The sequence below is a fragment of the Candidatus Spongiihabitans sp. genome, from assembly GCF_965247905.1.
Taxonomy (GTDB): domain Bacteria; phylum Pseudomonadota; class Gammaproteobacteria; order Arenicellales; family Poriferihabitantaceae; genus Spongiihabitans.
In genome coordinates this window covers 1,945,866-1,966,939 of the sequence record NZ_OZ252047.1, presented here as the reverse complement: position 1 = coordinate 1,966,939, position 21,074 = coordinate 1,945,866, and the positions used below count along the sequence as shown (strand labels likewise).

General features: G+C 48.9%; 20 protein-coding genes and 3 pseudogenes. 15 read left to right on the top strand and 8 right to left on the bottom strand.

Annotated elements, in window-relative coordinates; genetic code table 11:
• Positions 1-38: 38 nt before the first annotated feature.
• A pseudogene (locus tag ACP158_RS10135) lies at positions 39-524 on the bottom strand (type I restriction endonuclease); the annotation flags it as partial.
• A 155-nt stretch (positions 525-679) separates the two neighbouring features.
• Here ACP158_RS10135 and ACP158_RS10130 point away from each other — a divergent pair.
• The 4 genes from ACP158_RS10130 to ACP158_RS10115 are packed head-to-tail and all read left to right on the top strand — an operon-like array spanning position 680 to position 4,281.
• A complete protein-coding gene (locus ACP158_RS10130; RefSeq protein WP_424946009.1) occupies positions 680-1,939 on the top strand; it encodes a glycosyltransferase family 4 protein in 1,260 nt (419 codons plus the stop codon).
• Between the two features lie 26 nt (positions 1,940-1,965).
• On the top strand, positions 1,966-3,120 hold the full coding sequence (locus ACP158_RS10125) for a glycosyltransferase family 4 protein (protein WP_424946008.1): 1,155 nt from the start codon (positions 1,966-1,968) through the stop codon (positions 3,118-3,120).
• Positions 3,121-3,693: a histidine phosphatase family protein gene (locus ACP158_RS10120; RefSeq protein WP_424946007.1), complete on the top strand. Its 573-nt coding sequence runs from the start codon at positions 3,121-3,123 to the stop codon at positions 3,691-3,693.
• A 60-nt stretch (positions 3,694-3,753) separates the two neighbouring features.
• Positions 3,754-4,281: a hypothetical protein gene (locus tag ACP158_RS10115; protein WP_424946006.1), complete on the top strand. Its 528-nt coding sequence runs from the start codon at positions 3,754-3,756 to the stop codon at positions 4,279-4,281.
• On the opposite strand, the gene ACP158_RS10110 is transcribed toward ACP158_RS10115, so the two are convergent.
• Together ACP158_RS10110 and ACP158_RS10105 are read right to left on the bottom strand one after the other, a co-directional pair.
• Positions 4,254-5,456 (bottom strand): glycosyltransferase family protein, encoded by a 1,203-nt coding sequence (locus tag ACP158_RS10110; protein ID WP_424946005.1) that lies wholly within the window; start codon positions 5,454-5,456, stop codon positions 4,254-4,256. The genes ACP158_RS10115 and ACP158_RS10110 overlap by 28 nt on opposite strands.
• Positions 5,457-5,526: 70 nt before the next feature.
• Positions 5,527-6,765 carry a glycosyltransferase family protein gene (locus ACP158_RS10105; RefSeq protein ID WP_424946004.1) on the bottom strand — a complete coding sequence of 413 codons (1,239 nt, stop codon included), beginning with the start codon at positions 6,763-6,765 and terminating at the stop codon, positions 5,527-5,529.
• Between the two features lie 227 nt (positions 6,766-6,992).
• Between ACP158_RS10105 and ACP158_RS10100 the strand changes: the two are divergent.
• The 4 genes and pseudogenes from ACP158_RS10100 (at position 6,993) to ACP158_RS10085 (ending at position 10,296) form a co-directional block, all read left to right on the top strand.
• Positions 6,993-8,145: pseudogene (locus tag ACP158_RS10100) on the top strand (IS4 family transposase).
• A 115-nt stretch (positions 8,146-8,260) separates the two neighbouring features.
• On the top strand, positions 8,261-9,217 hold the full coding sequence (locus ACP158_RS10095) for an ABC transporter substrate-binding protein (RefSeq protein WP_424946003.1): 957 nt from the start codon (positions 8,261-8,263) through the stop codon (positions 9,215-9,217).
• 246 nt (positions 9,218-9,463) lie between these two features.
• Positions 9,464-9,790 (top strand): Eco57I restriction-modification methylase domain-containing protein, encoded by a 327-nt coding sequence (locus tag ACP158_RS10090; RefSeq protein ID WP_424946002.1) that lies wholly within the window; start codon positions 9,464-9,466, stop codon positions 9,788-9,790.
• A 221-nt stretch (positions 9,791-10,011) separates the two neighbouring features.
• Positions 10,012-10,296 (top strand): hypothetical protein, encoded by a 285-nt coding sequence (locus tag ACP158_RS10085; RefSeq protein WP_424946001.1) that lies wholly within the window; start codon positions 10,012-10,014, stop codon positions 10,294-10,296.
• 151 nt (positions 10,297-10,447) lie between these two features.
• Here the strand turns inward: ACP158_RS10085 and ACP158_RS10080 are convergent.
• Positions 10,448-10,544 (bottom strand): annotated as a pseudogene (locus tag ACP158_RS10080) (IS1595 family transposase); the annotation flags it as partial.
• Between the two features lie 137 nt (positions 10,545-10,681).
• On the opposite strand from ACP158_RS10080, the gene ACP158_RS10075 reads away from it, so the two are divergent.
• Complete coding sequence (locus tag ACP158_RS10075; RefSeq protein ID WP_424946000.1) at positions 10,682-10,900, top strand: DUF6988 family protein; 219 nt, start codon at positions 10,682-10,684, stop codon at positions 10,898-10,900.
• A 126-nt stretch (positions 10,901-11,026) separates the two neighbouring features.
• Here the strand turns inward: ACP158_RS10075 and vapC are convergent, their stop codons facing one another.
• Together vapC and ACP158_RS10065 are read right to left on the bottom strand one after the other, a co-directional pair.
• Positions 11,027-11,425, bottom strand: coding sequence for a type II toxin-antitoxin system VapC family toxin (vapC, locus tag ACP158_RS10070; protein WP_424945999.1), 399 nt, complete (start codon positions 11,423-11,425; stop codon positions 11,027-11,029).
• Entirely contained in the window at positions 11,425-11,673 is a 249-nt protein-coding gene (locus tag ACP158_RS10065; protein ID WP_424945998.1) for a type II toxin-antitoxin system VapB family antitoxin, read from the bottom strand. The genes vapC and ACP158_RS10065 overlap by 1 nt, the downstream gene beginning before the upstream one ends.
• A gap of 179 nt (positions 11,674-11,852) precedes the next feature.
• On the opposite strand from ACP158_RS10065, the gene ACP158_RS10060 reads away from it, so the two are divergent.
• From ACP158_RS10060 to ACP158_RS10045, 4 genes are all read left to right on the top strand, one after another.
• Complete coding sequence (locus tag ACP158_RS10060) at positions 11,853-12,005, top strand: hypothetical protein (protein ID WP_424948492.1); 153 nt, start codon at positions 11,853-11,855, stop codon at positions 12,003-12,005.
• 340 nt (positions 12,006-12,345) lie between these two features.
• Positions 12,346-13,251, top strand: coding sequence for a quaternary amine ABC transporter ATP-binding protein (locus ACP158_RS10055; protein ID WP_424948448.1), 906 nt, complete (start codon positions 12,346-12,348; stop codon positions 13,249-13,251).
• The gene (locus ACP158_RS10050; RefSeq protein ID WP_424945997.1) at positions 13,251-15,332 is read left to right on the top strand and encodes an ABC transporter permease; all 2,082 of its coding nucleotides are present in this window, start codon (positions 13,251-13,253) and stop codon (positions 15,330-15,332) included. Before ACP158_RS10055 ends, ACP158_RS10050 begins: the two co-directional genes overlap by 1 nt.
• Before the next feature lie 107 nt (positions 15,333-15,439).
• Complete coding sequence (locus ACP158_RS10045; protein ID WP_424945996.1) at positions 15,440-16,576, top strand: aromatic ring-hydroxylating oxygenase subunit alpha; 1,137 nt, start codon at positions 15,440-15,442, stop codon at positions 16,574-16,576.
• Positions 16,577-16,704: 128 nt separating this feature from the next.
• On the opposite strand, the gene cysC is transcribed toward ACP158_RS10045, so the two are convergent.
• Positions 16,705-17,325, bottom strand: coding sequence for an adenylyl-sulfate kinase (cysC, locus tag ACP158_RS10040; protein WP_424945995.1), 621 nt, complete (start codon positions 17,323-17,325; stop codon positions 16,705-16,707).
• A gap of 110 nt (positions 17,326-17,435) precedes the next feature.
• Here cysC and ACP158_RS10035 point away from each other — a divergent pair, with 110 nt between their 5' ends.
• Both ACP158_RS10035 and ACP158_RS10030 read left to right on the top strand, forming a co-directional pair.
• Complete coding sequence (locus ACP158_RS10035) at positions 17,436-17,738, top strand: DUF4258 domain-containing protein (RefSeq protein ID WP_424945994.1); 303 nt, start codon at positions 17,436-17,438, stop codon at positions 17,736-17,738.
• Positions 17,739-17,781: 43 nt separating this feature from the next.
• Positions 17,782-18,660 (top strand): dienelactone hydrolase family protein, encoded by an 879-nt coding sequence (locus ACP158_RS10030; RefSeq protein WP_424945993.1) that lies wholly within the window; start codon positions 17,782-17,784, stop codon positions 18,658-18,660.
• 677 nt (positions 18,661-19,337) lie between these two features.
• Here the strand turns inward: ACP158_RS10030 and ACP158_RS10025 are convergent.
• Positions 19,338-21,047: a potassium channel family protein gene (locus tag ACP158_RS10025; RefSeq protein WP_424945992.1), complete on the bottom strand. Its 1,710-nt coding sequence runs from the start codon at positions 21,045-21,047 to the stop codon at positions 19,338-19,340.
• Between the last annotated feature and the right edge of the window lie 27 nt (positions 21,048-21,074).

The window sequence follows — 21,074 nt, the reverse complement described above, 5'->3', positions numbered from 1 at the left end:
CCAACTCGGCTGATTCGGCAAACAAAGCATTCAGGTTATCGTTGAAATTTTGGATTCTTAAAACGGGTGTTAATACGATCTCGTTCCGCCAATACGCCATCTTTATTGTTCGGTTTTTTGACTTCAATAAAGGCAAGCGGCATGCCGTTAATTAACAAGGTAATGTCAGGTCGAAATTCCTCATCATCGTTTTTGTAGGTCAATTCGGTAACAACATGGAAATGATTTTTGTGAAAATCAGAAAAGTCAATCAGCTTGGTACCCGAGCGACTTGTCAGTCTTTCATAGAATGCCTTACCTAAATCTTCGTTATCCAGTTCAAGGGTAATCTCTTCCAGCAGGCGATTGGCATCAAAGTTTTCACCTTCAGGGTTGATCTGCCTGATGCTGTCTTTGAAAATATGAGTGAATATATTGGTTTTTTCATCCCATGAAGTTTCTTTCAGCGATAGATATTGATTGCCTAATCGGGTCAAGTGCAAGATAGAAGGTATCTTCACTCTGGAATCTTCGGTAAATGTCATTTTTGTATCTGTTGCTACGGGATGATTTTTGCTGCGCTTAAAGAAAAGGGATGTTAGCGTTTTGTATGTGCTTCCCCTATTTGACTGAGTGCTTAATTAGTATGATTCAAAATGCTTTAAGGAAAATATTATGGCGATAAGTTATTATAAACACTATGAAAAAAATTGCCTGTATTCTAAAGGGTTATCCTCGTCTTTCTGAGACATTTATCGCACAGGAAATCCATGCGCTGGAAAACGCGGGTGTTGATATTGTCATTTATTCGTTGCGGCATCCTACCGATGCTGAGGTTCATCCGATTCATAAAAAGATTAAAGCGAAAGTTCATTATTTGCCTGAATATCTTTATCGGCATCCAGTGCGGGTGATGAGCGCGTTCATTGGTGCATTGTTTGACCGGAGATTTTACCAGGTTGTCGGCTTGTTCCTTAAAGACCTGGCAAGAGACTTTACTCCCAATCGATGTCGTCGCTTCGGCCAGGCTTTAGTGCTTGCCAGAGAAATCGACCCTGATCGTGAATGGCTGTATGTGCATTTTTTGCATACGCCGGCATCGGTTGCACGCTATGCCAGCCATCTGACCAATATGCCGTGGAGTTGTTCGGCCCATGCAAAAGATATATGGACTTTACCGCAATGGGAGATCAAGGAAAAATTATCCGAACTACAGTGGTTGGTGACCTGCACTCAATCCAACGCTGATTATTTACGCGCGCTGAGCAATCCAAAGAAGGGCAATCCCGGTAACAAGGTTTGTTTGCTTTACCACGGCCTGGATTTAACCCGTTTCCCTGAACCCAAACGTCATAGCAACGCAAACGCCAATAACAAAAATAATAAGGATAAAAATAACGCCGATGAAGATAAGTGCGTGCAACTCATTTCTGTGGGCCGGGCGGTCAATAAAAAGGGCTATGATGTCTTGCTCAATGCCCTGAGCGCGTTGCCCAAAACACTGTGCTGGAATTTTACGCATGTCGGCGGGGGGCCGTTACTGGACCAACTCAAACAGCAGGCGGCAGCACTGGAAATTGAACATAAAATAAAGTGGCTTGGCGCAAAAAGTTTTGAACAGGTGCTCGTTCAATATCAGCAATCCGACATTTTCATCTTGGCCTCGCGGATTGATTCTGATGGCGATAGAGATGGCTTGCCGAATGTTTTAATGGAGGCCATGTCCCAGGCTTTGCCCTGTATCGGGACAAATATATCCGGGATTCCAGAAATCATTGAGGATCAAGTCAATGGAATTTTAGTGCCAGCCGAAGATGCAAGCGCTTTGGCACGGGCAATAATCCGTTTAATTCAATCACCCGAACTGCGCATGAAATTTGGGAAACAAGGCTGCCAAACAGTCCGCAACAATTTCGCACTGGACGCCAATATCGGACGCTTGGTAGAGCGGTTTAAATAGGGTCCCTATAAAATGCAAGCGCATAAATGAAGATTGGATTCTACGCACCGTTAAAATCCCCGAATCACCCGGTTGCGTCCGGCGACAGGGCAATGGCCGGGTTGTTGATTAAGGCATTGACTTCATGCGGGCACGAAGTCGAAATTCTGTCTGAGTTGCGCAGTTGGGAAGGCAAGGGCGTGCAATCGGCGCAAGAAAAAACAATCGCATCGGCGCAAAAAGAGGTTGAGCGATTAACAAATTATTATCAAACAAATCGCCCGCCAGAACTGATATTCGTCTACCATGTTTATCACAAAGCGCCGGACTGGATTGGCGTCGAGTTAGCCAATAGACTGCATGTTCCATACCTGATCGCCGAAGCTTCGTTTGCGCCGAAACAAGTTCATGGCCGCTGGCGCATCGGTCACCAGCAAACCTTAAAATGCATCCGCACAGCCCAAACCATTATCGCCTTCAATCCGATGGATGTTGAATGTCTCAAGCCACTGTTAAAATCTTCACAGTCAATCGAATTGCTCAGCCCTTTTTTGGATGAACGCCCCGCGCAGCCGTATCATGTTTCCGCGCTAACAAAACCCGCGCTAAGAAAACAATTTGCCGAGCGTTACCATCTTGATTCAAATAAGGTTTGGTTGATCACGGTTGCGATGATGCGCGCCGGGGATAAATCCACTTCATATAAACAACTGGCTGAAACATTGAGCCAAATTGATATGGACTTGTGGCAATGGGTTGCAATCGGTGGTGGCGAAAATTTTGATCAGATACAAAACTTTTTCAAGCCGCTCGCCGCGAACTGTTTTTTCATGGGCGAACTGGGTCGCGAATCCATTCATCAATGGCTGGTCGTCGGCGATATTTTTGCCTGGCCCGCGGTCAATGAAGCCTACGGTTTGGCGTTGCTGGAAGCCCTCGCCGCAGGATTGCCAGCAGTGGTGCAGAATTATGGCGGGGTCTCGAGTATTGTCGAACATAATAGAACGGGTTATGTCACCAATCCGGACAATCGGAATGAGTTTACCCAGTCTTTGGCAAAATTAATCCGGGATGAAAATCGGCGTAAGAATATGGCTGCCGCGGCCATAAAGAAGTTTATATCCAAGCACAGTTACCCTACTGCTGTGAGTAATATCAATGCCATTTGTAACCATGTTGGCTGTAACGGTGCGCCTGATTGAATGATGCACATCCTGTTTTTACGCCACGGCATAACCGAGTGGAATATCCAGAAAAAACTTCAAGGCCGAACCGATATTGCGCTTGCCGATGCCGGGAAATCTCAGGTTTTGAGTTGGAATATACCGGCCGATATAACGCAGTGGTATGTCAGTCCTTTAATGCGCGCGCGACAGACCGCCGAACTGCTTGGCTTGAAAGATTGTTTGGTGTGTCCTGCGCTCATCGAAATGAATTGGGGTGACTGGGAGGGCAAAACACTCGACGATTTACGCAAAATAAACGCCTCGGCGATGCTGGAAAATGAAGACCAAGGACTGGACCTGCAGCCGCCCGGCGGGGAGACGCCTCGGCAAGTTGGTCAGCGCGTTCATCAATGGATGCTCGCATTGCCGGAACAGGCTTACATTGGCGCCATCACCCATAAAGGCGTTATACGAGCGGTATTAAGCCTGGCTACTGACTGGGATATGAAAACCAGACACAAGGTAAAAATTCGCCATGACACCGGCTACCTGTTTAGCTGGGCGGCGGGAAAACTGGAATTTAAAAAAGAAATAGTGCTATGCCGTTAATAACGTCGGTTCAAGATACTTTAAGGTATAGTGAAATGGTCATAACTAATTGTTCTATAAATGAAAAACAAGTATGTCATTCGATGCCGAATTTCGGAGAATAAATTCAGGGCGATTCCACGGCTGTTTTGCCTTGATATCGAGGCTTGCAAAGTTGCTCAAATCACTGGCGTCTCTGGCCCGGCGACCAGCCGATTGTATACTCAAATCAGACAACACATCGCCGGACGGCATATTCCACTGGATTGCCCGGCCAATAATAATATGGGCCGGGCAATGACGACCCTTATTTGTCATTCTCGCCGGCAGGCGGGAATCCAGACGCGGCGAAGCCGCCGGTTGTGTCACGCTTTGCGTGACAATTATTTACCATTGTCTTCTCAAAAGGACTCATCGCCTTCCGATTCACCATTGCCCCCCAGCCCGTCATTCTCGCCGCAAGCGGGAATCCAGTTAAAATATGTCGTCCGGCGTAGCCGGACTCCTTTCAAAGAGTGTGAGTTTCGCTTCAATATGCGCCACGAAAATAGGTGTCAATATCTGCTAAAATCTATCCGAAATCACCGCTTAAAGTATCTTGAACCATGATTTTTAATAAACGCCGCCATCCAACTGGCACCATTAATATCGATCTGTGGCTTGCTCTGTGGAACGGGCGGGTTGCCGGAATTTTCGCAGTCAACAATAGCGGTCAGAAGCGCCGATGCGATCAGGTTTTTCTCTCTCAACAATGTTGCAATATTGTTTTTTTCGAACGCGCGCGCTCGGATTAATTGTTCCTGCTCCGGTGCCTGTTCCGAGCGCCCTTCAAATGGAATGATCACCGCAGGGGTGTTTGTGACCAGTATATCCATCATAGTGTTATAACCGCCCTGAGACACGGAAACCGAGCATTGACCGAGTAAATCAATAAAATCATTTCGATTTCGTTCAATTTTTAAATTATCCGATTGCCGTGCTTGCCGAGTTTGCATTGCACCAAAATCCACTTCGGATACATTGCCTCCGACCAAGATATGCCAGTTATATTCTTGGCCGCGTGCAAGTTGCGACGCTCCAATCGCGGCTTGATATAACCTTTGTCCAACCGCGCCGCCGCCAGCGGAGACCAGAACGCTTTTTGTATTACGAGTTGGTTTCATTGCGCTGGCCAACGGCTTGGTAACGTAACCGGTATAAACCAACTTGTCTTTCAAACTCACGGCGGCGGGAAATGTGCGGTCAAATTCGATAAAACTTCTGTCACCGTGGACAAAAATAGTATCAAAATACTGATCCAGCACATCGAGAATTTCCTGTATGCGCTTGTGTCCGGATTTGGGTTGAATAACATCCCTGATAGAACAGGCAACAATCGGTCGAGCGGGTTTGTTCTGTTTTATTGCCGATTGTTTTATGGCTTGCAGCAATGGCAGTAATTCAAATCGCATTTGCCGTCGACCAAATGGATAGGTTTCTATCAATACCAAATCGGGCAGCGCATCATTGAATATCTGAAGCAGCCGATCGGCACGAGATCGCTTAAAACCGTCGGTTATGGGGTTATCGTATTCATCAAACAAATCGGTAAACGCTGAATCCGTTTTTATAGCGGGTAATTGAATAACAGTCGCTTTGCCAAAATCGTTTAATTCCGCAACGCCGCCACTCACAACCGTTACCGCAAAGCCGTTGTCCGCCAACTCTGTGGTTATCAAAGCGGTTCGATGTAAATGTCCTGTGCCCAGTAAATGCTGGACATACACTAATATATTTTTTGGCAATATCTTTTTCGGCACGTTTAGCGAGCCCGCTTTAATCAACCTGCTTAATCGACATGTTTAATCGACATGTTTAATCGACATGCTTAATCAAGTCGGCCACTCTCTGATTGACGTTCTCCAGTCCATTTAATAATTCCCCGGCCCCAGAGCTTGAAGGCAGCGGTTGGTCGGGCAAGGATTTCAATGCATCGATCATGAGTTGCGTATTCTCAGAGTCGCCGCACTTTAACATCGAAATCAGACCTTGATTAGAAGCATGATCAGCGCGAATGCGTTGCTCCATTCTCGGGGTTTCCCTGGGCACAAGAAGCGCTCTTTTATCAAAAGACAGAATTTCACAAAATGTGTTGTAGCCGCCCATGGCGACCACGCCAACGGCATTGGCCATCAATACTTCAATAGAGCTGTCAAAGGTTTTTGCGCGCAACTGAGGAATTTTCCTGATTCGTTCTCTAAACGCACGCTGTGCTAACTTCGGCATAAAGGGTCCAAGAATAATGAGCCCTAGCAGCAATTCATTTTCGCCAATTCGATTTTCGCCATTCCCATTTTTTCCGGCCTTTTCATAGGCTCGAATTACCCAGTCAACCATCAATTCCCCATCGCCGCCGCCGCCCGTGGTAATCAACAAATAGGGTTTGCTGCTATCGTCCCCGCCATCGTACCTGGGTAAATAGCCATTGGCCGGCAGTTGCCGTTTCAGGTAACCTAAATAACGCATTTTCTTGCGCGTGGATTCAGGCAGCTCGATGCCCTGAATGGGATTAACGATGGACTTGCTGCCGTAAACCCAGATTTCGTCATACAGCTTGTCCAACGCGGGCACGACTTGTTTTCTGGCCCATTCAGCCTGCAATGCTTCTGAGTCATCCATAATATCGCGCAAGCCCAGCACATTGGTGGTGCCGCGCAGTTTCATTAGTTTTAGTGTTTGCGCGACTTCGCCGCGCAATCCTAACGGCTCTTTATCGACCAGAAAGATATCGGGCGAATAAATCTCGGCGGTGTGTTGAATGATCGAGGCTCTTATCGCCAGCGTTTGATTGACCTCAACATGCAGCCCCAAAGAGGTGTAATCGCCATTTCGCAGTTTCACAACGCCGGGTATGCAGATAAAATCAACCCTGGCCTTGAAATCGAATTGACCGATGATCGGCGAGCCCGAAAGAATCAATACCGAGATGCCTTTATAAGCATCGACCAGCGAATGTGCAATCGCGCGGCAGCGTCTTAAATGCCCCAACCCAAAACTATCATGGCTGTACATCAGAACCTTGGCGTTCTGTAGCCGCTCCAATTGTTGTGCCATGTCAAATGCGAATCAAGTGATTTATGCAGAGTATCAATGGTAGCCGATATTACGCGCCATCGGACGGAATATTGAAAAGCCGCGAAATGCCGCGAATTGTTGCATCGCTTTTGTGTACTTATGTTCACTGCTGTCCCATTAACAGGCAAAAAAGAGGGTCTGATTCACTCTGAATTGATACAATGAGATGACGTACAACTTATTGAATCAAATAGGAGAATCAGACCATGGCGCATTGTAACACCGCTTTATCGCAGATCCTCAAATGGGTGCCGAGACATGAATTCGAGACCCTCGCCACACGGCATCATAGTGGCCGCTCGTTCCGTGTCGCGTCGCGTTGGGCGCAGTTCGTCGGCCTGTTCATGGCGCAGGTGACCGGCCGCGACAGCTTGCGCGACATCGTCGACAACCTGGGCGCTCAGACGCATCGACTGTATCACTTGGGCGGCGTCGGCCTGTCCCCGCTCCAGCCTGGCGCGCATCAACCGGGACAAGCCTTATACGTTGTACGAGGCACTGTTCGGGAAACTGTTGCGACGTTGCCAAGGGGTCGCGCCCGGCCACAAGTTTCGTTTCAACAACCCGCTGTATTCGCTCGATGCCACCACCATCGAGTTGTGCCTCTCGGCCTTCCCGTGGGCCGATTTCCGAACGACCAAGGGGGCGGTCAAGCGGCATGTCGGGCTGAACCACAGCGGTTGCCTGCCCGAGTTCGTCGCCATCACCGACGGCAAAACCAGCGACCTCGCTATCGGGCGCACGCTGGGTTTCCCAAAAGGCAGCCTAGTCGCCATCGACCGCGGATATAACGACTATGGCGGGTATAAACAGTTGAATGACAAAGGCATATTTTTTGTCACTCGCATCAAGAAAAACGCGGCGTATCGCGTTGTCGGTCGCGCCGCGGTGTTGAAGAGCAAGGGATTAACCTGCGACCAGCGCATCGTGTTCACCGGTGCCAAAGCATCCGGACAATACCCCATTCCACTGCGTCGCATCGGCTACCGCGATGCCGAGACTGGCAAGCATTACGTTTTCTTGACCAATAACTTGGAACTGGCGGCCAAGACTGTCGCCGACCTTTACCGGGCGCGTTGGCAGGTGGAATTGTTCTTTAAGTGGATTAAGCAAAACCTGAAGATAAAGTCTTTCATCGGCACCAGCAATAACGCGGTGATGACACAAATCTGGATCGCGCTGTGCGTGTATTTACGCTTGGCGTTCATCAAATTCCAGTCGCGGCTGGGCAAAAGCATGCAACAAATGCTCCGCGTGTTGCATCTTAACTTGTTCGACAAGCGCGACTTGATGGCGCTCTTGCGTGGCCACCGGCCCCCCAGGCCCGGCTTCAATCACAATCAAGCCTCGTTGCTGTGAAAGTTAATGGGACAGCAGTGACTTATGTTATATACTACGCGGACAAGGCTGGTCTAAATAGTTAGTATTCAGCCAAATTACATCACGCAATTATATCTTTTGTGGAGGATATCCAATGAAATTAAAATTCTATTTGGCCGCAATGACCGTGGCAGTGTTTGGTTTGACCGCCAATGCTCAGGCGGCAGTACCCGAGTCAAGCGACCCCGTCAAGTTGGCCATGAATGAATGGACCGGCCAGCATATTTCAACCCATGTCGTCGGCGAAATACTAAAACGCATGGGCTATAACGTCGAGTATGTGACTGCCGGCTACTACCCGCAACTGCAGGCCATGGAGGACAACACCATTTCCGCCACCATGGAAATATGGAGTTCGAATATCGGCGAGCATTACGACAACGCGCTGGCATCGGGCAATGTCGAGGAGATTGGCGACCTCGGTTTGGTGCCGGTCGAATCCTGGTTCTTCAACAATGCGGCCAAGGAAAAATGTCCGGGCTTGCCCGATTACAAAGCCTTGAATGACTGTGTTGAAGCGTTTGCCACTGCGGAAACACATCCCAAGGGGCGTTTTGTCGATTATCCGGCGGATTGGGGCACGACCAATGTGGATCGCATCAAAGCCTGGGGGCTGGATTACACCTCGGTGCCAGCCGGCAGTGAAGGTGCCTTGATCGCGGAGATGCAGGGTGCCGAAGCGCGCAATGAGCCGTTGCTGGTGATGTTTTGGTCGCCGCACTGGATTCATGCGGTGGTGGATTTAACCAACGTCAGCCTGCCTCCCTTTGAAGCCGGCTGTAATGATGACGCCTCAGTCGGGGTTAATCCTGATGCGACTTGGGATTGTGACTGGGAGCGCGGCTACATCAAGAAAATGGCCTGGACCGGATTAGCGGATAAGTGGCCGGCGGCGCATAAACTGCTGTCATCCTATACCTTGAAAAACAGCGACCAAATTCCAATGATGAATGCCATCGATCAGGATGGCAAAAAATTGGAAGACGTTGTTTCCGCATGGGTTGACGCCAATGAAGCCACCTGGAAGCCCTGGGTGGATGCGGCAATGTAATAAACCCGATGGGGTTTTAGAGATATAACGGCGGTATCTAACGATATCGCCGTTTTTTTGGCCTTTTGGTTTATCGTGAATAAAGACCATGAACCGGATACAACAAGGACTAGAAAAAGGCTTAATCAAATTTGACGATGATAGATAATACATTACCTGCGTCCACCAAAACAAACGGCGGAATTACAGCAATCCAGAGGAGCGAGTATAGGCGGAATCATTTCTAAAGCTCTTCCTGGTCTATGGATGCGCACCAAAGCGTATAGAACTTTTTGTTCCTGTAAAAATCGGCTCATATACCAGAGAAGCGGACATTATCGTTTTCAACAAGGGATATTTTCGCTTACGAAAAATAAAGGATTTCAATATAACCACTTTGATTTTATTATCACCAATCCGCCGTTTGGTTCCAATATCAGGCAAACCGAACAAGCCTATATGCACCAATACGGCTACGCGCTCAAAGATGTTGACTGGCTAAACCCAAAAAGCAAACAAACCGCCAGAGACAATCAAAGCACTGAGATTTTGTTTATTGAGCAATGCCATAATTTTTGGTTAAAGATACTTTAAGCGGTCGATTTCGGATAGATTTCAGCAGATATTGACACCTATTTTCGTGGCGCATATTGAAGCGAAACTCACACTCTTTCAAAGGGGTCCGGCTACGCCGGACGACATATTTTAACTGGATTCCCGCCTGCGGCGAGAATGACGGGCTGGGGGGACAATGGTGAATCGGAAGGCAATGAGTCCTTTTGAGAGGACAATGGTAAATAATTGTCACGCAAAGCGTGACACAACCGGCGGCTTCGCCGCGTCTGGATTCCCGCCTGCCGGCGAGAATGACAAATAAGGGTCGTCATTGCCCGGCCCATATTATTATTGGCCGGGCAATCCAGTGGAATATGCTGTCCGGCGTAGCCGGACTCATTTGCGGCGTAGCCGCCGGTTTGTGTCTGGCAAAGCCGGATGCCAAAAGGAGTCACGCTACGCGTGACAGATATTTAACTGGATTCCCGCCTTCGGCGAGAATGACGGCAGGGAGGGCGATTCTTTCCGCCTGCCGGCGAGAATGACGGCCGAGAGGGCGGTGCTAAAACACCGCCGGAAAGGAACAAAAAGAGCAATGAATTAGTGAACACATACGCTCGCTTTGCCCGGCGATGTGTTGTCTGATTTGAGTATACAATCGGCTGGTCCCTGGGCCAGAGATGCCAGTGATTTGAGCGACTTCGCAAGCCTCGATATCAAGGCAAAACAGCCGTGGAATCGCCCTGAATGTATTCTCCGAAATTCGGCAGCGAATGACATGCTTGTTTTTCATTGATTGAACAATTAGTTATGACCATTTCACTATACCTTAAAGTATCTTGAACCTTAAAAAATTAGAACGCAGATTAAAATCAATGGATAAAAACATTGCTAAAAATCCCGATAGATTAGGCTTTGACTCGGAACCTCATGAATAGCTATGTGCATTGCGGCTCTATGCAAATTAGCCGAAGAAATACCGCTGATTCTATTGAACCGAATTATAGCGATGAAGAGAAAGTTGAGGCCATCGAGTTCGCAAACGCCTTTGGATTGCTTTCTCTCCTTGGCATGGCAAGGCTTGCAAATAATATTGAGTTCCAACAAGAAATTCTTGCCAAAATCAAGGAATGGCAGCCTGTTTCTTAGCAATGATAATAAGCCGAATTAGTCTATATTGCCGATACTTGGCCTTAAGTAATTGAGAAAAACTAAATTTTTCGGCTAAAAAATCAAGGTACGTTTCTCCATCGTAGGTTTGGCATAATAATTCCATTAGCCATCCGCATATTGTTGCTTTAAGGTTGTAATAACACTTGCTATTCGCACAAAATCACTATCATTGTGTAATAAGATTAACTCATTTTCCATAGCAGATTGGGCGATCAGACAATCAATACTTGAACGAATGGTAATACCTTTTTTGCGGCATTTTAAGTAAATCAGCGCGGCGTTTTCATAACTTTTTTGCTTATTTTTTAATGGGTAAAAAGTTTGCTCAAGTAAAATCTGTTTCAGTTTGTTAAATAGTGACAGATTCTTACAGCCCTGCAAAATCTCAAAATAAATCACTGAAGTCAGAGCAATCTGTTGAAATTCAAACAATTCTTTGATGTTTTTTGTGGACTTGTTATTAAATATATCAATCCAAATTGAAGTATCGGCTAAATACATTAGCTTGCGTCTGGCAAATGTGGATTAACTCTTAACGCCTTGTAATCGTATCCTTCAAAAAAAGGACTTTCGCCGTCCAGCGAATTTAATAATTCCTCCAACGTCGTTTTTTTCTTGTGATTTTTCACAAATTCTCTTAAAGCAACATCAATCAGTGCCCGTTTGGTTTTTATGTTGCTTAGTTTTAATGCCTCTTGCACTATATTGTCATCTAAAACAATGTTGGTTCTAAGGGTAGTATTAAGCATTTTGTAATCTCATGTTGTTCGAATGTGTATTGTAGCATATATTATGTGTATGATTGTGAAATGACAATAACTGGATTGAAGACTATTAAAACAAATCAGTTGATATAGTAGTTCGCCACAGTTAAGCCTTATTTGATAGAATGGGTTTTTAATTATTTTACTTAAACCAACCCACGAAAATGCCTGACTATCGACCCTGGACCACAACCCGCGGCAGAACCATGGCCGGGGCGCGTGCTTTATGGCGCGCCACTGGAATGAAAGATGATGATTTCAACAAATCCACCCTGTGCAACCGCCTGACCCGCTCGCGCGATACGATCGTCGTATGACCAGTCCCGGCGTAACCTGGGATCGCTTTGTATGGTCGCGGCAAGATCGGCGGGGAGGTGGGCTTTCGGACACTCTGCGAGATTTTCTTCAAGGCAAAGACTGCGCTGACTGCTACACTTGCAAGTTGAATCGGCGTATAATTTCAATTATGTCAATGTGATCATAGCGTAAAACAACAACCGGCAGCATTCAGTGGACTCGGTGAACAATAACGTCAAAATATCCTGCCGTAATGTATGGAAAGTGTACGGCGAAAACCCTGCCCAGTTTTTCACAAATGGCAACGGCGCTGTCGACGATACCCGTGCTTTGTGGCAGGAGTTTGAGGCGAAGGATCACATCGGCGCCGCATGTAATGTCAGTTTTGATGTTCACACCGGCGAGATTTTTGTGATTATGGGATTGTCCGGTTCAGGTAAATCCACCGTGGTGCGATGCCTGTCGCGGCTGATAGAGCCGACCGCCGGCGAGGTGCTGATGGATGGCGAGGATTTGTTGAAGCTGAGCAATGACGAGTTAATCGAATTTCGCCGCCACAAGATGGGCATGGTGTTCCAGAATTTTGGGTTGCTGCCGCACTTGACCGTTCTCGAGAACATTTGCTTTCCGCTGAAAGTGCAAGGCATCGACTTGCAAAAACGGGCCGCCCGCGCACAGGAAGTTATTCAGTTGGTGGGGCTGGAGGGCCGGGAAGACAGTTTCCCGCGGGAGCTTTCCGGCGGGCAGCAACAGCGCGTCGGCATCGCCCGCAGTCTGGCAGTGGAGCCAGAGATATGGTTCCTGGATGAGCCTTTTAGCGCGTTGGACCCACTGATTCGCCGCCAAATGCAGAATGAATTTCTGCGCTTGCAAAAGTTGTTGCACAAAACCATCGTCTTTATCACTCACGATTTTCTTGAAGCATTGCGACTGGCCGACCGTATCGCCATTATGAAAGACGGACAAGTGGTGCAAATAGGCGCGCCGGCGCAACTGGTGCTGAATCCCGCCGATGACTATGTCGCCGAGTTCACCAAGGATGTTCCCCGAGTCAGAATTATTACCGCTGGCGAGATTGTCGATGCCAACCAGTCAACAGACGGAATCAGCCAGCGGGTTGATGCTTCGGCCACTCTGGAAAGCATCATGCCCGGCTTTAATGACCATCCCGAGGGGCTGATTGTGCAACGCGACGGCGTGGATATCGGCATCGTCACCCCTCAGTTGGTGGTCAATGCCATGGCCGCCGCCCCTGACCAAGGCTGATGCGAGCCAAATTATCCAGGCAGAATTACCAGGGCGTTGTGCCTTGGATAGCGGTTATCCTGATAACTTCCGTGTGCCTGCTTTTGCGCGACCAAGTTGCCTGGCTGGTCACGCTGCCCGTTGACCTGATCATTCCGGTCGCGGATTGGATCAATGTTTTCATGGACAGGTTTATCGGCGCATTCAAATGGCTGTTTCGCTCCTTTAACTGGTTGTTGTCCTGGCCCATGGCCGGCGCTCAGGGACTATTGCAGTGGCTTCCCTGGCCTGCAACCATGGCCGGTTTTTGCGTGCTTGCCTATGTTTCTTCAGGTTGGCGATTGTCGCTGTTCACCGGACTTGCGCTTTTCTATATGGTGCTCACCGGCTATTGGCTGCCGAGCATGAATACGCTCGGCATCGTATTCGTCTCCATTCCCCTGGCCATTGCAGCGGGTTTGGTGCTCGCTGTCGGCGCGTATAAATCCGCGAACATCAATAAAATCGTCCAACCGATATTGGATTTGATGCAAACCATACCGACTTTCGCTTACCTGATTCCCATTCTGTTGTTGTTCGGGTTCGGGCCGGTGGTCGGCGTGGTCGCCAGCGCAATCTACGCTTGTCCGCCGATGGTGCGTAATACCATTTTGGGGCTGCAAAAAGTGCCGAGCGATGTGCTTGAATCCGGCATCATGTCCGGTTCCACCAAGCGACAGCTTTTTTGGTGGGTGCAAATACCGAGTGCGTTGCCCAATATCATGGTCGGGGTGAATCAGACCACCATGGCGGCGCTGAGCATGGTGATTATTGCGGCCATCATCGGCGGCTCTGCCGATATAGGTTGGGAAGTGCTCAGCACCATGCGCAAGGCTCAGTTCGGCCAGAGTTTACTGGCCGGGACCGTAATCGCATTGATCGCGATGGTGCTGGACCGAATCAGTTGGGGCTTTACCGATAGAACGCGCGCCGTTGAGAGACAACATCTTAGCCGGGCGGAAAGATTAAAGCCTTGGCTATCCGCTTTTGGTTTGATGATGATTTTTACCTTGCTTTCGTTATTTATACCGATGCTGCGCGTTTTTCCGGAAGCGTGGATTTTTTATCCTGCGGATTCCATTAATGATGGCTTGCGCTTCATAACCGCCAATTATTCGAACGTCACTGACGCAATCAAAGAAACGATATTCTTTTATTACCTGTTGCCGCTTAAAGTTGGTTTTACCCAAGCAATATCGCCGTTTTCCTGGGGGTTTTCGCTGACCCCGGCAATAATATCCGGGTATGCAGTGGTGTTGACCGCGCTGGTTGGCTGGCTGTTTGTCAAACGCAGTTGGCAGTCGGCGGTCATGGTCGTCGTCATAGGCGGACTGCTCTACTTTGGAATCACCGCACTCCCATGGATGGCATTTGTATTGATTATCACCTTATTGGCCTGGCAGGTTGGCGGGCCTCAGGTTGCAGCACTATCGTTATTTGGCTGGCTGTTCATGTTGTTTTCCGGGGTCTGGCCGCAGGCGATGCTGTCGGTGTATATGTGTCTGGCCGCGGTGGTCGTATGCTTGCTGCTCGGCGGCGGGCTCGGGATATGGGCAAGCCAGAATCAACGGGTATCTAATTTTGTGCGCCCAATCAACGACACCCTGCAAAGCATGCCGCTGTTCGTCATCTTGATTCCATTCCTGATGTTTTTTCAAATCGGGGAATTCACTTCATTTCTGGCAATCATCGCCTATGCCATAGTCCCGACAATTCGATATACCGAACATGGTTTGCGTAATGTGCCTCAGGAGACTGTGGAAGCGGCGCAGTCCATGGGCTGTACCCGGCGGCAATTGTTGTGGGCAGTGAAAATGCCGCTGGCCATTCCGGAAGTGATGCTCGGGATCAATCAAACGATATTATTTGCGCTGGCGATGCTGGTAATCACCGCGCTGGTCGGCAGCAAAGGATTGGGCCAATCGGTCTATATCGCGCTGAGTAGCGCCAATGCGGGGCAGGGCATTGTCGCCGGCTTGAGTATGGCGCTGATTGCCATCATCGCCGACCGCATTATTCAGTCGTGGAGTAAAAAACGAAAACAAGCGTTGGGTTTGTCGTGATGAGTCTGTCATGATGAGTCTGGCGATTTTTTGTCCGGCAATCTGTTGATGGCCGGGTGTTAGAATAACGCCGATCAATTCGGGTTCCACTATTTTAAGAGGCTAATATGAAACCAGCGCTTCCAGTTTTAACTAAACCGCTCACCGACGATGCGGCGGCGTCTTATACTTTGCCGTCCGAGTATTATCTGAGTACGGAAATGTATGAACTGGAGAAACAGCGGATTTTTTATCGAACCTGGCAGTATATCGCCCACGAATCCATGCTTGCCCATGTGGGCGACTATATCACCGCGACCATTTGTGATGAAAATATATTCATAATCCGTTCTGACGATGGCGAAATTCATGGCTTTTATAATGTTTGCCGACATCGTGCGCACGAGTTGCTCAAAGGCGCGGGCAACACCAACATGAAAATCGTCTGCCCATACCATGCCTGGACTTACAGGATTGACGGTAATTTGGTGGCGGCTCGACTGAGCGACAAGCGTGCGGGTTTTGACAAATCCAATTTTGGATTAAAGCGGATCCGGGTGGAAATATTCTGCGGTTGCGTTTTCGTGAATCTGGACGATGACGCGGAGTCGTTGGACGCCATCGCCGGCGACCTTGCGCAAGACATCAAAGCGCGCACGCCGCATCTTGATGAAATGAAATACTGCGGCACCGACTCGCTCGGCGAGACCACGAACCGCGCCGGCTGGAAAGTGGTGGTGGATAATTTTCTGGAATGTTATCACTGCGCTCCGGCGCATCCGGCGTTCGCGTCGCTGATAGACATGCAGGAATATCGGTTGGACACCTTCAAATATTGGTCTCGCCAAGTCGGCGCAAAAATTCGCAATAAAAACGATGCCTACGAGGTTGATCCGGAGGTCGGCAATCAGTTTGCGATTGCGTGGTTTCTTTGGCCCAACACGACATTTAATATTTTGCCGGGATCGTTTGAGTTTTCCATTTACGTGATTCGCCCGACCAGCATCGACACCTGCAACTTCGGCGGGCACTCGCTGTCACCCGACGGTAAGTTGCACGAATCGCGCGCAAAGTATTCCGCGCAGGTTCTGACCACTGAAGATATTGCATTATGCGAATCGGTTCAGCGTGGCCTCAAATCCAGAAGTTACGATCAGGGTCCGTATATTTACGATCCGGAACGTTGCGGCATTAGCGAACACGGCGTTCACCATTTTCATCGATTGCTGCATCAATCTCTTGGTGGCCAATCTATTAGCCGTTGAACCGAATCGAATCCCCGAATCGAATCCATTGAGGTGTCGGGTTTAAGATATATTCCAAAACACGGGGACGACTTGGCAGCCGTCAGCAAGCGCCCGGCGTGGCGAGTTGGCTGTGCGTTTCGCCGCCATTACTTGGGCGCGACCACCCCGCGCTCCTCCAGCAACGCCAGCACTTTCTGCACGCATTGCTCGACCGTGTATTCGCTGGTTTTGACGATAAGATCAGCGTTTTGCGGCGTTTCATAAGGCGAGGAAATGCCGGTGAAATCGGGAATTTCGCCGCGTCGGGCGCGCTGATACAAGCCTTTGACATCCCGTTGTTCGCAAATTTCCAGCGGACAATCGCAGAATACCTCGATGAAATCTTTGGAATTATCCACCATCATCCGCACCCGTTGGCGATCCACCCGGAACGGCGAGATGAACGCGGTCAGCGCGATCACGCCGCCCTCGACGAATAACTTTGCCATTTGACCAATGCGCCGCACATTTTCAGCGCGATCTTCATCGGAAAAACCGAGGTCGCCACACAACCCGTGGCGGACGTTGTCGCCATCGCAAACGAAGGTGCGGCAACCCCGCTGATGCAACTCTTCTTCGAGCGCGTGGGCGAGCGTGGATTTGCCGCTGCCAGACAACCCGGTGAACCACAGAATAACGCCGCGATGGCCGTTTTGCCGCTCGCGCCGCCGCCGGGTAACCGTGGCGCGATGCCACACGGTATTGGATGATTCGGTGGTGCTTGTCATAGCGCGATTATACCCTTATCGTTGCAGCCGCTTATATCCTTTCGATTTTTTACTTAACTTTTTTCTTTGTTCTGTGTTCTCTGTTTTTTCCAATTTAACCTGATATTCGTATGAAAGATTCGTTAATCAGTTTGCCAGCGATTAAAAGTCCCGCAAAAGCGGTTGCAAAAATTCAGCAAATCGCTAATGAAGACACGTCTTTGATTATATTTTTAGATCATGCCGCAATGAGAATGCAGGAAAGAGGCATTTTAGAAAAACAGGTTTTACAGGTCATTAGAAACGGCAACCCGACAAACGCTAAGTGGGGCACAGAAAATGAGCGGGGTTGGAAATGTAGATTTACAAAGATAACGGCAGGGGTGCGCTTGAGTGTTGTTGCAAAACTTGCGCAGCGAGAAGAGGGCATGTGAGTCTAATCATTACTGTTTTTGAAGACAGATAGTTGAAACAAACTTGAACTCGATTAATTTATCCAATCATCCTGCGTTATTTTTTCTGGTCGCTATGGTATTGCTAAATGGTTGTGCTGGAAGCGGATTGGATAACAGCAGTAAGCGTTTTACCAACCCAATTGAAATGCATTCAAGCGACTGGGATGATCTTTTGGAGATGGATAGGGCATGGCAAGCGGCATTGGTCAGAATTCCCGCAAAATCTGCCAATAAATACATCAAAACAACAATCGGTGAATTGGCATTCAGTAATGTTGCCATTGAAAGAACTTATCCGGCCGTAATTTATATGCACGGTTGTTCGGGTATCTGGGATGGCACCCGTATCAGGCTTGATTTTTTAGCAAAAAATGGATATGCGGTGATCGCGCCAGCGAGTTTTGCTCGAAAGAAATATCCAAAATCATGTGCACCGAGCGCTTATCAAGGCGGGTTATACCGGCCCACTTTGAAAATGAGGCAGCATGATGCCGGCTATGCGATTGCAAAAGCAAAAAGGCTGGATTGGGTCGATGCTGATAATGTTTTTTTAATGGGGCTCAGCCAAGGTGGAATAACAACCGCCACCTTTTCATCAAAAGATAATGACCTATCCGTAAACGCCAGGATTGTCGAAGGATGGACCTGTCATGCTGGCTGGCCCGAATATCAGGGTGTTAATGCGCCAGATAATGAACCGGTTTTGACTCTGGTGGGAAAAAATGATCCGTGGTTTCAAGATATTTGGACAAAAGGTAATTGCGCGAAATTCTTGAACCCATCAAACGGCAGTCAATCTATCGTTTTCTCGGATGGGTATTTAAGTTTTCGTCATGAATTGCTCGAGAGCAAACAAGTGAAAAAAATAGTGCTTGAGTTTTTAAAACAACACACCAATTAGTTGCCATAACGGTAGGGCATCAACACGGGCTGAAAACGGATTGCGTGGTGGTCGATGGAATGAAACATGCGTTTTGCGTCCTCGGTGAAAGTTTTCTTATTCAAAATTAACCCGAGCGCCAAAAGGAGGGTGTCGCAAATTCTTTCTCGTCGTTGCCGCGATGATGCGGCTACGCGGGTGTGTCCGGGTTCACCACATATGAGACAAATCAGGTCGCCAAGGTGGGTTGCTGATAATACGCCATCGGCATCATTAAATCCAAACTATCGTGTGGTCGGCATGATTATAGGTCCACTGGTAATTGACCAGTTCCTGGTTGATCGCGGTCACCTTCAACGGCCCTCAGAAGTGAGGCTTCAGCCTCGCCAAGCCATTGCCAAGATGGCGGGACTAAAGTCCCGCTCCCGCCGCCGCCGGCCTGACCTGCTTTAAGCGCACTAGCCGGGCAGGTTAACAGTCTCTTATGTGTCTGAGCCCGAACATGTGTTTCACTGGATTATCGGGCCAGCCCGCTAATGACGGGCAAAGGAACCTTGCATTAATCAGAGTTTCCTTGGATTTCTAAGCCAGCCCGGATATTGCACGAAGGCAGAGCTGACTTTAATCAACGCGTTCTTAATCAATGAGGACGTGAACCGAATATCCTGGCCTGACCCTAACCTGACCCTGGCCTGATCCTAACCTGATATCCCGGTGACCCAGCGCCAGAAAACGCTGGTCGGCGGATGGCTTCCTCTGAGGGTATAGCGCAGTACCTCGGAGGACGTGATGATATGGTTAATTTTCCATTTTGCCTTGATGTCCCCGGCGAACAAAATACGGTCATCAGGATATACCGGGGTTTTATCATCGGGCAGCAATATTTCGGGTGGCAATCGTTCTGTGCCGCGCCGTTGCAGCAACAACGCCACGCAGGGCAGTTTTTTCTTTCGATCAGTGGGCTCGCGCATCAAGTGATGCAAATGGATATTATCCCCTCGATTGAATCGTTCAATGAAGGCGGCGGTGCGTCGATGATTCAATGAAATTACCCAGGAAAGCGGATTCATGCCCTTCCCGCACTCGGTCAATTTGCTTGCTAGTGCGCTCGCCCATTCATCGGATTGCCGTTTCGCCAGGTCCAGGAAATTGGCGGTCAGCGGTGTTGTCATTTGCGCCAATAGTTGCGAGGCAATCAGTGCACTGTGATTGGTGACCAAATCAAGGTCGGCGGCGGCGAACATTTCGCTGTTTGATGAATACTCCTGCCGGGCGATGGTGAACAGTTTCGCGTTAAGCGCCTTGGCGGTAATCAGGATGGATAAATTATTAACATCGTGATCGGTGCCGGCGATGATGCCAACCGCTTTATGTATTTCCGCGGCTTCCAGCGTCTCGGCTTCGGTGCCACGCCCGATGATCGAGTTATCGGGAGGACGGGTCAAGTCCGGGCGGTTTTCGATTACCGTCACCGGCAATCCATGTGCCAGGAGTTTTTTATACACGGCCTTGCCAAACCTGCCATAACCACACAGTATCCAGCGTCCTTTGGGCGGAAAAATCGGTTTGCACAACGGCGCATTGCGCGAAGATGTTAACCATTGATGCAGCAGATAACGGCTGGGCGAGGTCAAGGCGGTTGAAAGATAGTCGGCGAAAGTGTCGTACGGATTGATAATATGATCGGTGCCGAAGGATGCCATATTTGCGCCGCTGTCATGGGTTTCAGCCCAGCAAAATACTTTTGCATCGGGATTAAGCAGTTTGCTGGCGATGGCTATTTTCAGGTTCACCTGATCATTGCGGGTTACCGCAACCACGCCCTTGCAGAACTGATGCTTCATTCCGGCCCGGGACAAGGTATCCGAATCCGCGGCGTCGCCGTGCAGTCGAGGCGTCTCCAGCGGCAGGTCTGCAAGATCGAGGTCATTGATTCTATCCCGGTCTTTGTCGATGACTACGCAATGGACGCCCTGATAAGCCAAGGCTTCCACCATCAAACGACCGGTATCGCCATAACCGCAGACCACATAAAACGATTGCTTGATTTTTTTCACTTTGCGTCGGAATGAACTGCGCGCAATTGCGGCTTGAAACAACGGCGTTTGCAATAACGCGATTAACGTGCCGATGGCATACAGCCAGGCGATGACCGTGGCGTAGATTGTGAATAAGGTCCAGAGCCGCTGCGCGTCGGTGAATGGATACGGAATTTCTCCAAAGCCGATGGTCGAGCCCATGAAACTGACGAAGTAAAAAGCGTGAAAGAAATCCATTCTCCAGGGCTGGCCCTGGTCATTCATTCCAGGAATCAATACAAATCCGGTCACCGAAATCGCATAAGCGCAAACGAGCAGTATCAGCGGCGCGCGCATCCTGCGCACAATGAGGTAAAGAATAGATTGCAATTTCCGTGCTGAACTGATTCTCGGGTT

What these genes read in the sequence shown, in the direction of transcription:
- ACP158_RS10130 (WP_424946009.1), top strand. Translation starts at nt 680, where the DNA reads ATGAAAAAAATTGCCTGTATTCTAAAGGGTTATCCTCGTCTTTCTGAG.
- ACP158_RS10095 (WP_424946003.1), top strand. Translation starts at nt 8,261, where the DNA reads ATGAAATTAAAATTCTATTTGGCCGCAATGACCGTGGCAGTGTTTGGT.
- cysC (WP_424945995.1), bottom strand. Translation starts at nt 17,325, where the DNA reads ATGACAAGCACCACCGAATCATCCAATACCGTGTGGCATCGCGCCACG.
- ACP158_RS10115 (WP_424946006.1), top strand. Translation starts at nt 3,754, where the DNA reads ATGAAAAACAAGTATGTCATTCGATGCCGAATTTCGGAGAATAAATTC.
- ACP158_RS10045 (WP_424945996.1), top strand. Translation starts at nt 15,440, where the DNA reads ATGAAACCAGCGCTTCCAGTTTTAACTAAACCGCTCACCGACGATGCG.
- ACP158_RS10035 (WP_424945994.1), top strand. Translation starts at nt 17,436, where the DNA reads ATGAAAGATTCGTTAATCAGTTTGCCAGCGATTAAAAGTCCCGCAAAA.
- vapC (WP_424945999.1), bottom strand. Translation starts at nt 11,425, where the DNA reads ATGTATTTAGCCGATACTTCAATTTGGATTGATATATTTAATAACAAG.
- ACP158_RS10065 (WP_424945998.1), bottom strand. Translation starts at nt 11,673, where the DNA reads ATGCTTAATACTACCCTTAGAACCAACATTGTTTTAGATGACAATATA.
- ACP158_RS10050 (WP_424945997.1), top strand. Translation starts at nt 13,251, where the DNA reads ATGCGAGCCAAATTATCCAGGCAGAATTACCAGGGCGTTGTGCCTTGG.
- ACP158_RS10075 (WP_424946000.1), top strand. Translation starts at nt 10,682, where the DNA reads ATGAATAGCTATGTGCATTGCGGCTCTATGCAAATTAGCCGAAGAAAT.
- ACP158_RS10120 (WP_424946007.1), top strand. Translation starts at nt 3,121, where the DNA reads ATGATGCACATCCTGTTTTTACGCCACGGCATAACCGAGTGGAATATC.
- ACP158_RS10090 (WP_424946002.1), top strand. Translation starts at nt 9,464, where the DNA reads ATGCGCACCAAAGCGTATAGAACTTTTTGTTCCTGTAAAAATCGGCTC.
- ACP158_RS10125 (WP_424946008.1), top strand. Translation starts at nt 1,966, where the DNA reads ATGAAGATTGGATTCTACGCACCGTTAAAATCCCCGAATCACCCGGTT.
- ACP158_RS10105 (WP_424946004.1), bottom strand. Translation starts at nt 6,765, where the DNA reads ATGGCACAACAATTGGAGCGGCTACAGAACGCCAAGGTTCTGATGTAC.
- ACP158_RS10060 (WP_424948492.1), top strand. Translation starts at nt 11,853, where the DNA reads ATGCCTGACTATCGACCCTGGACCACAACCCGCGGCAGAACCATGGCC.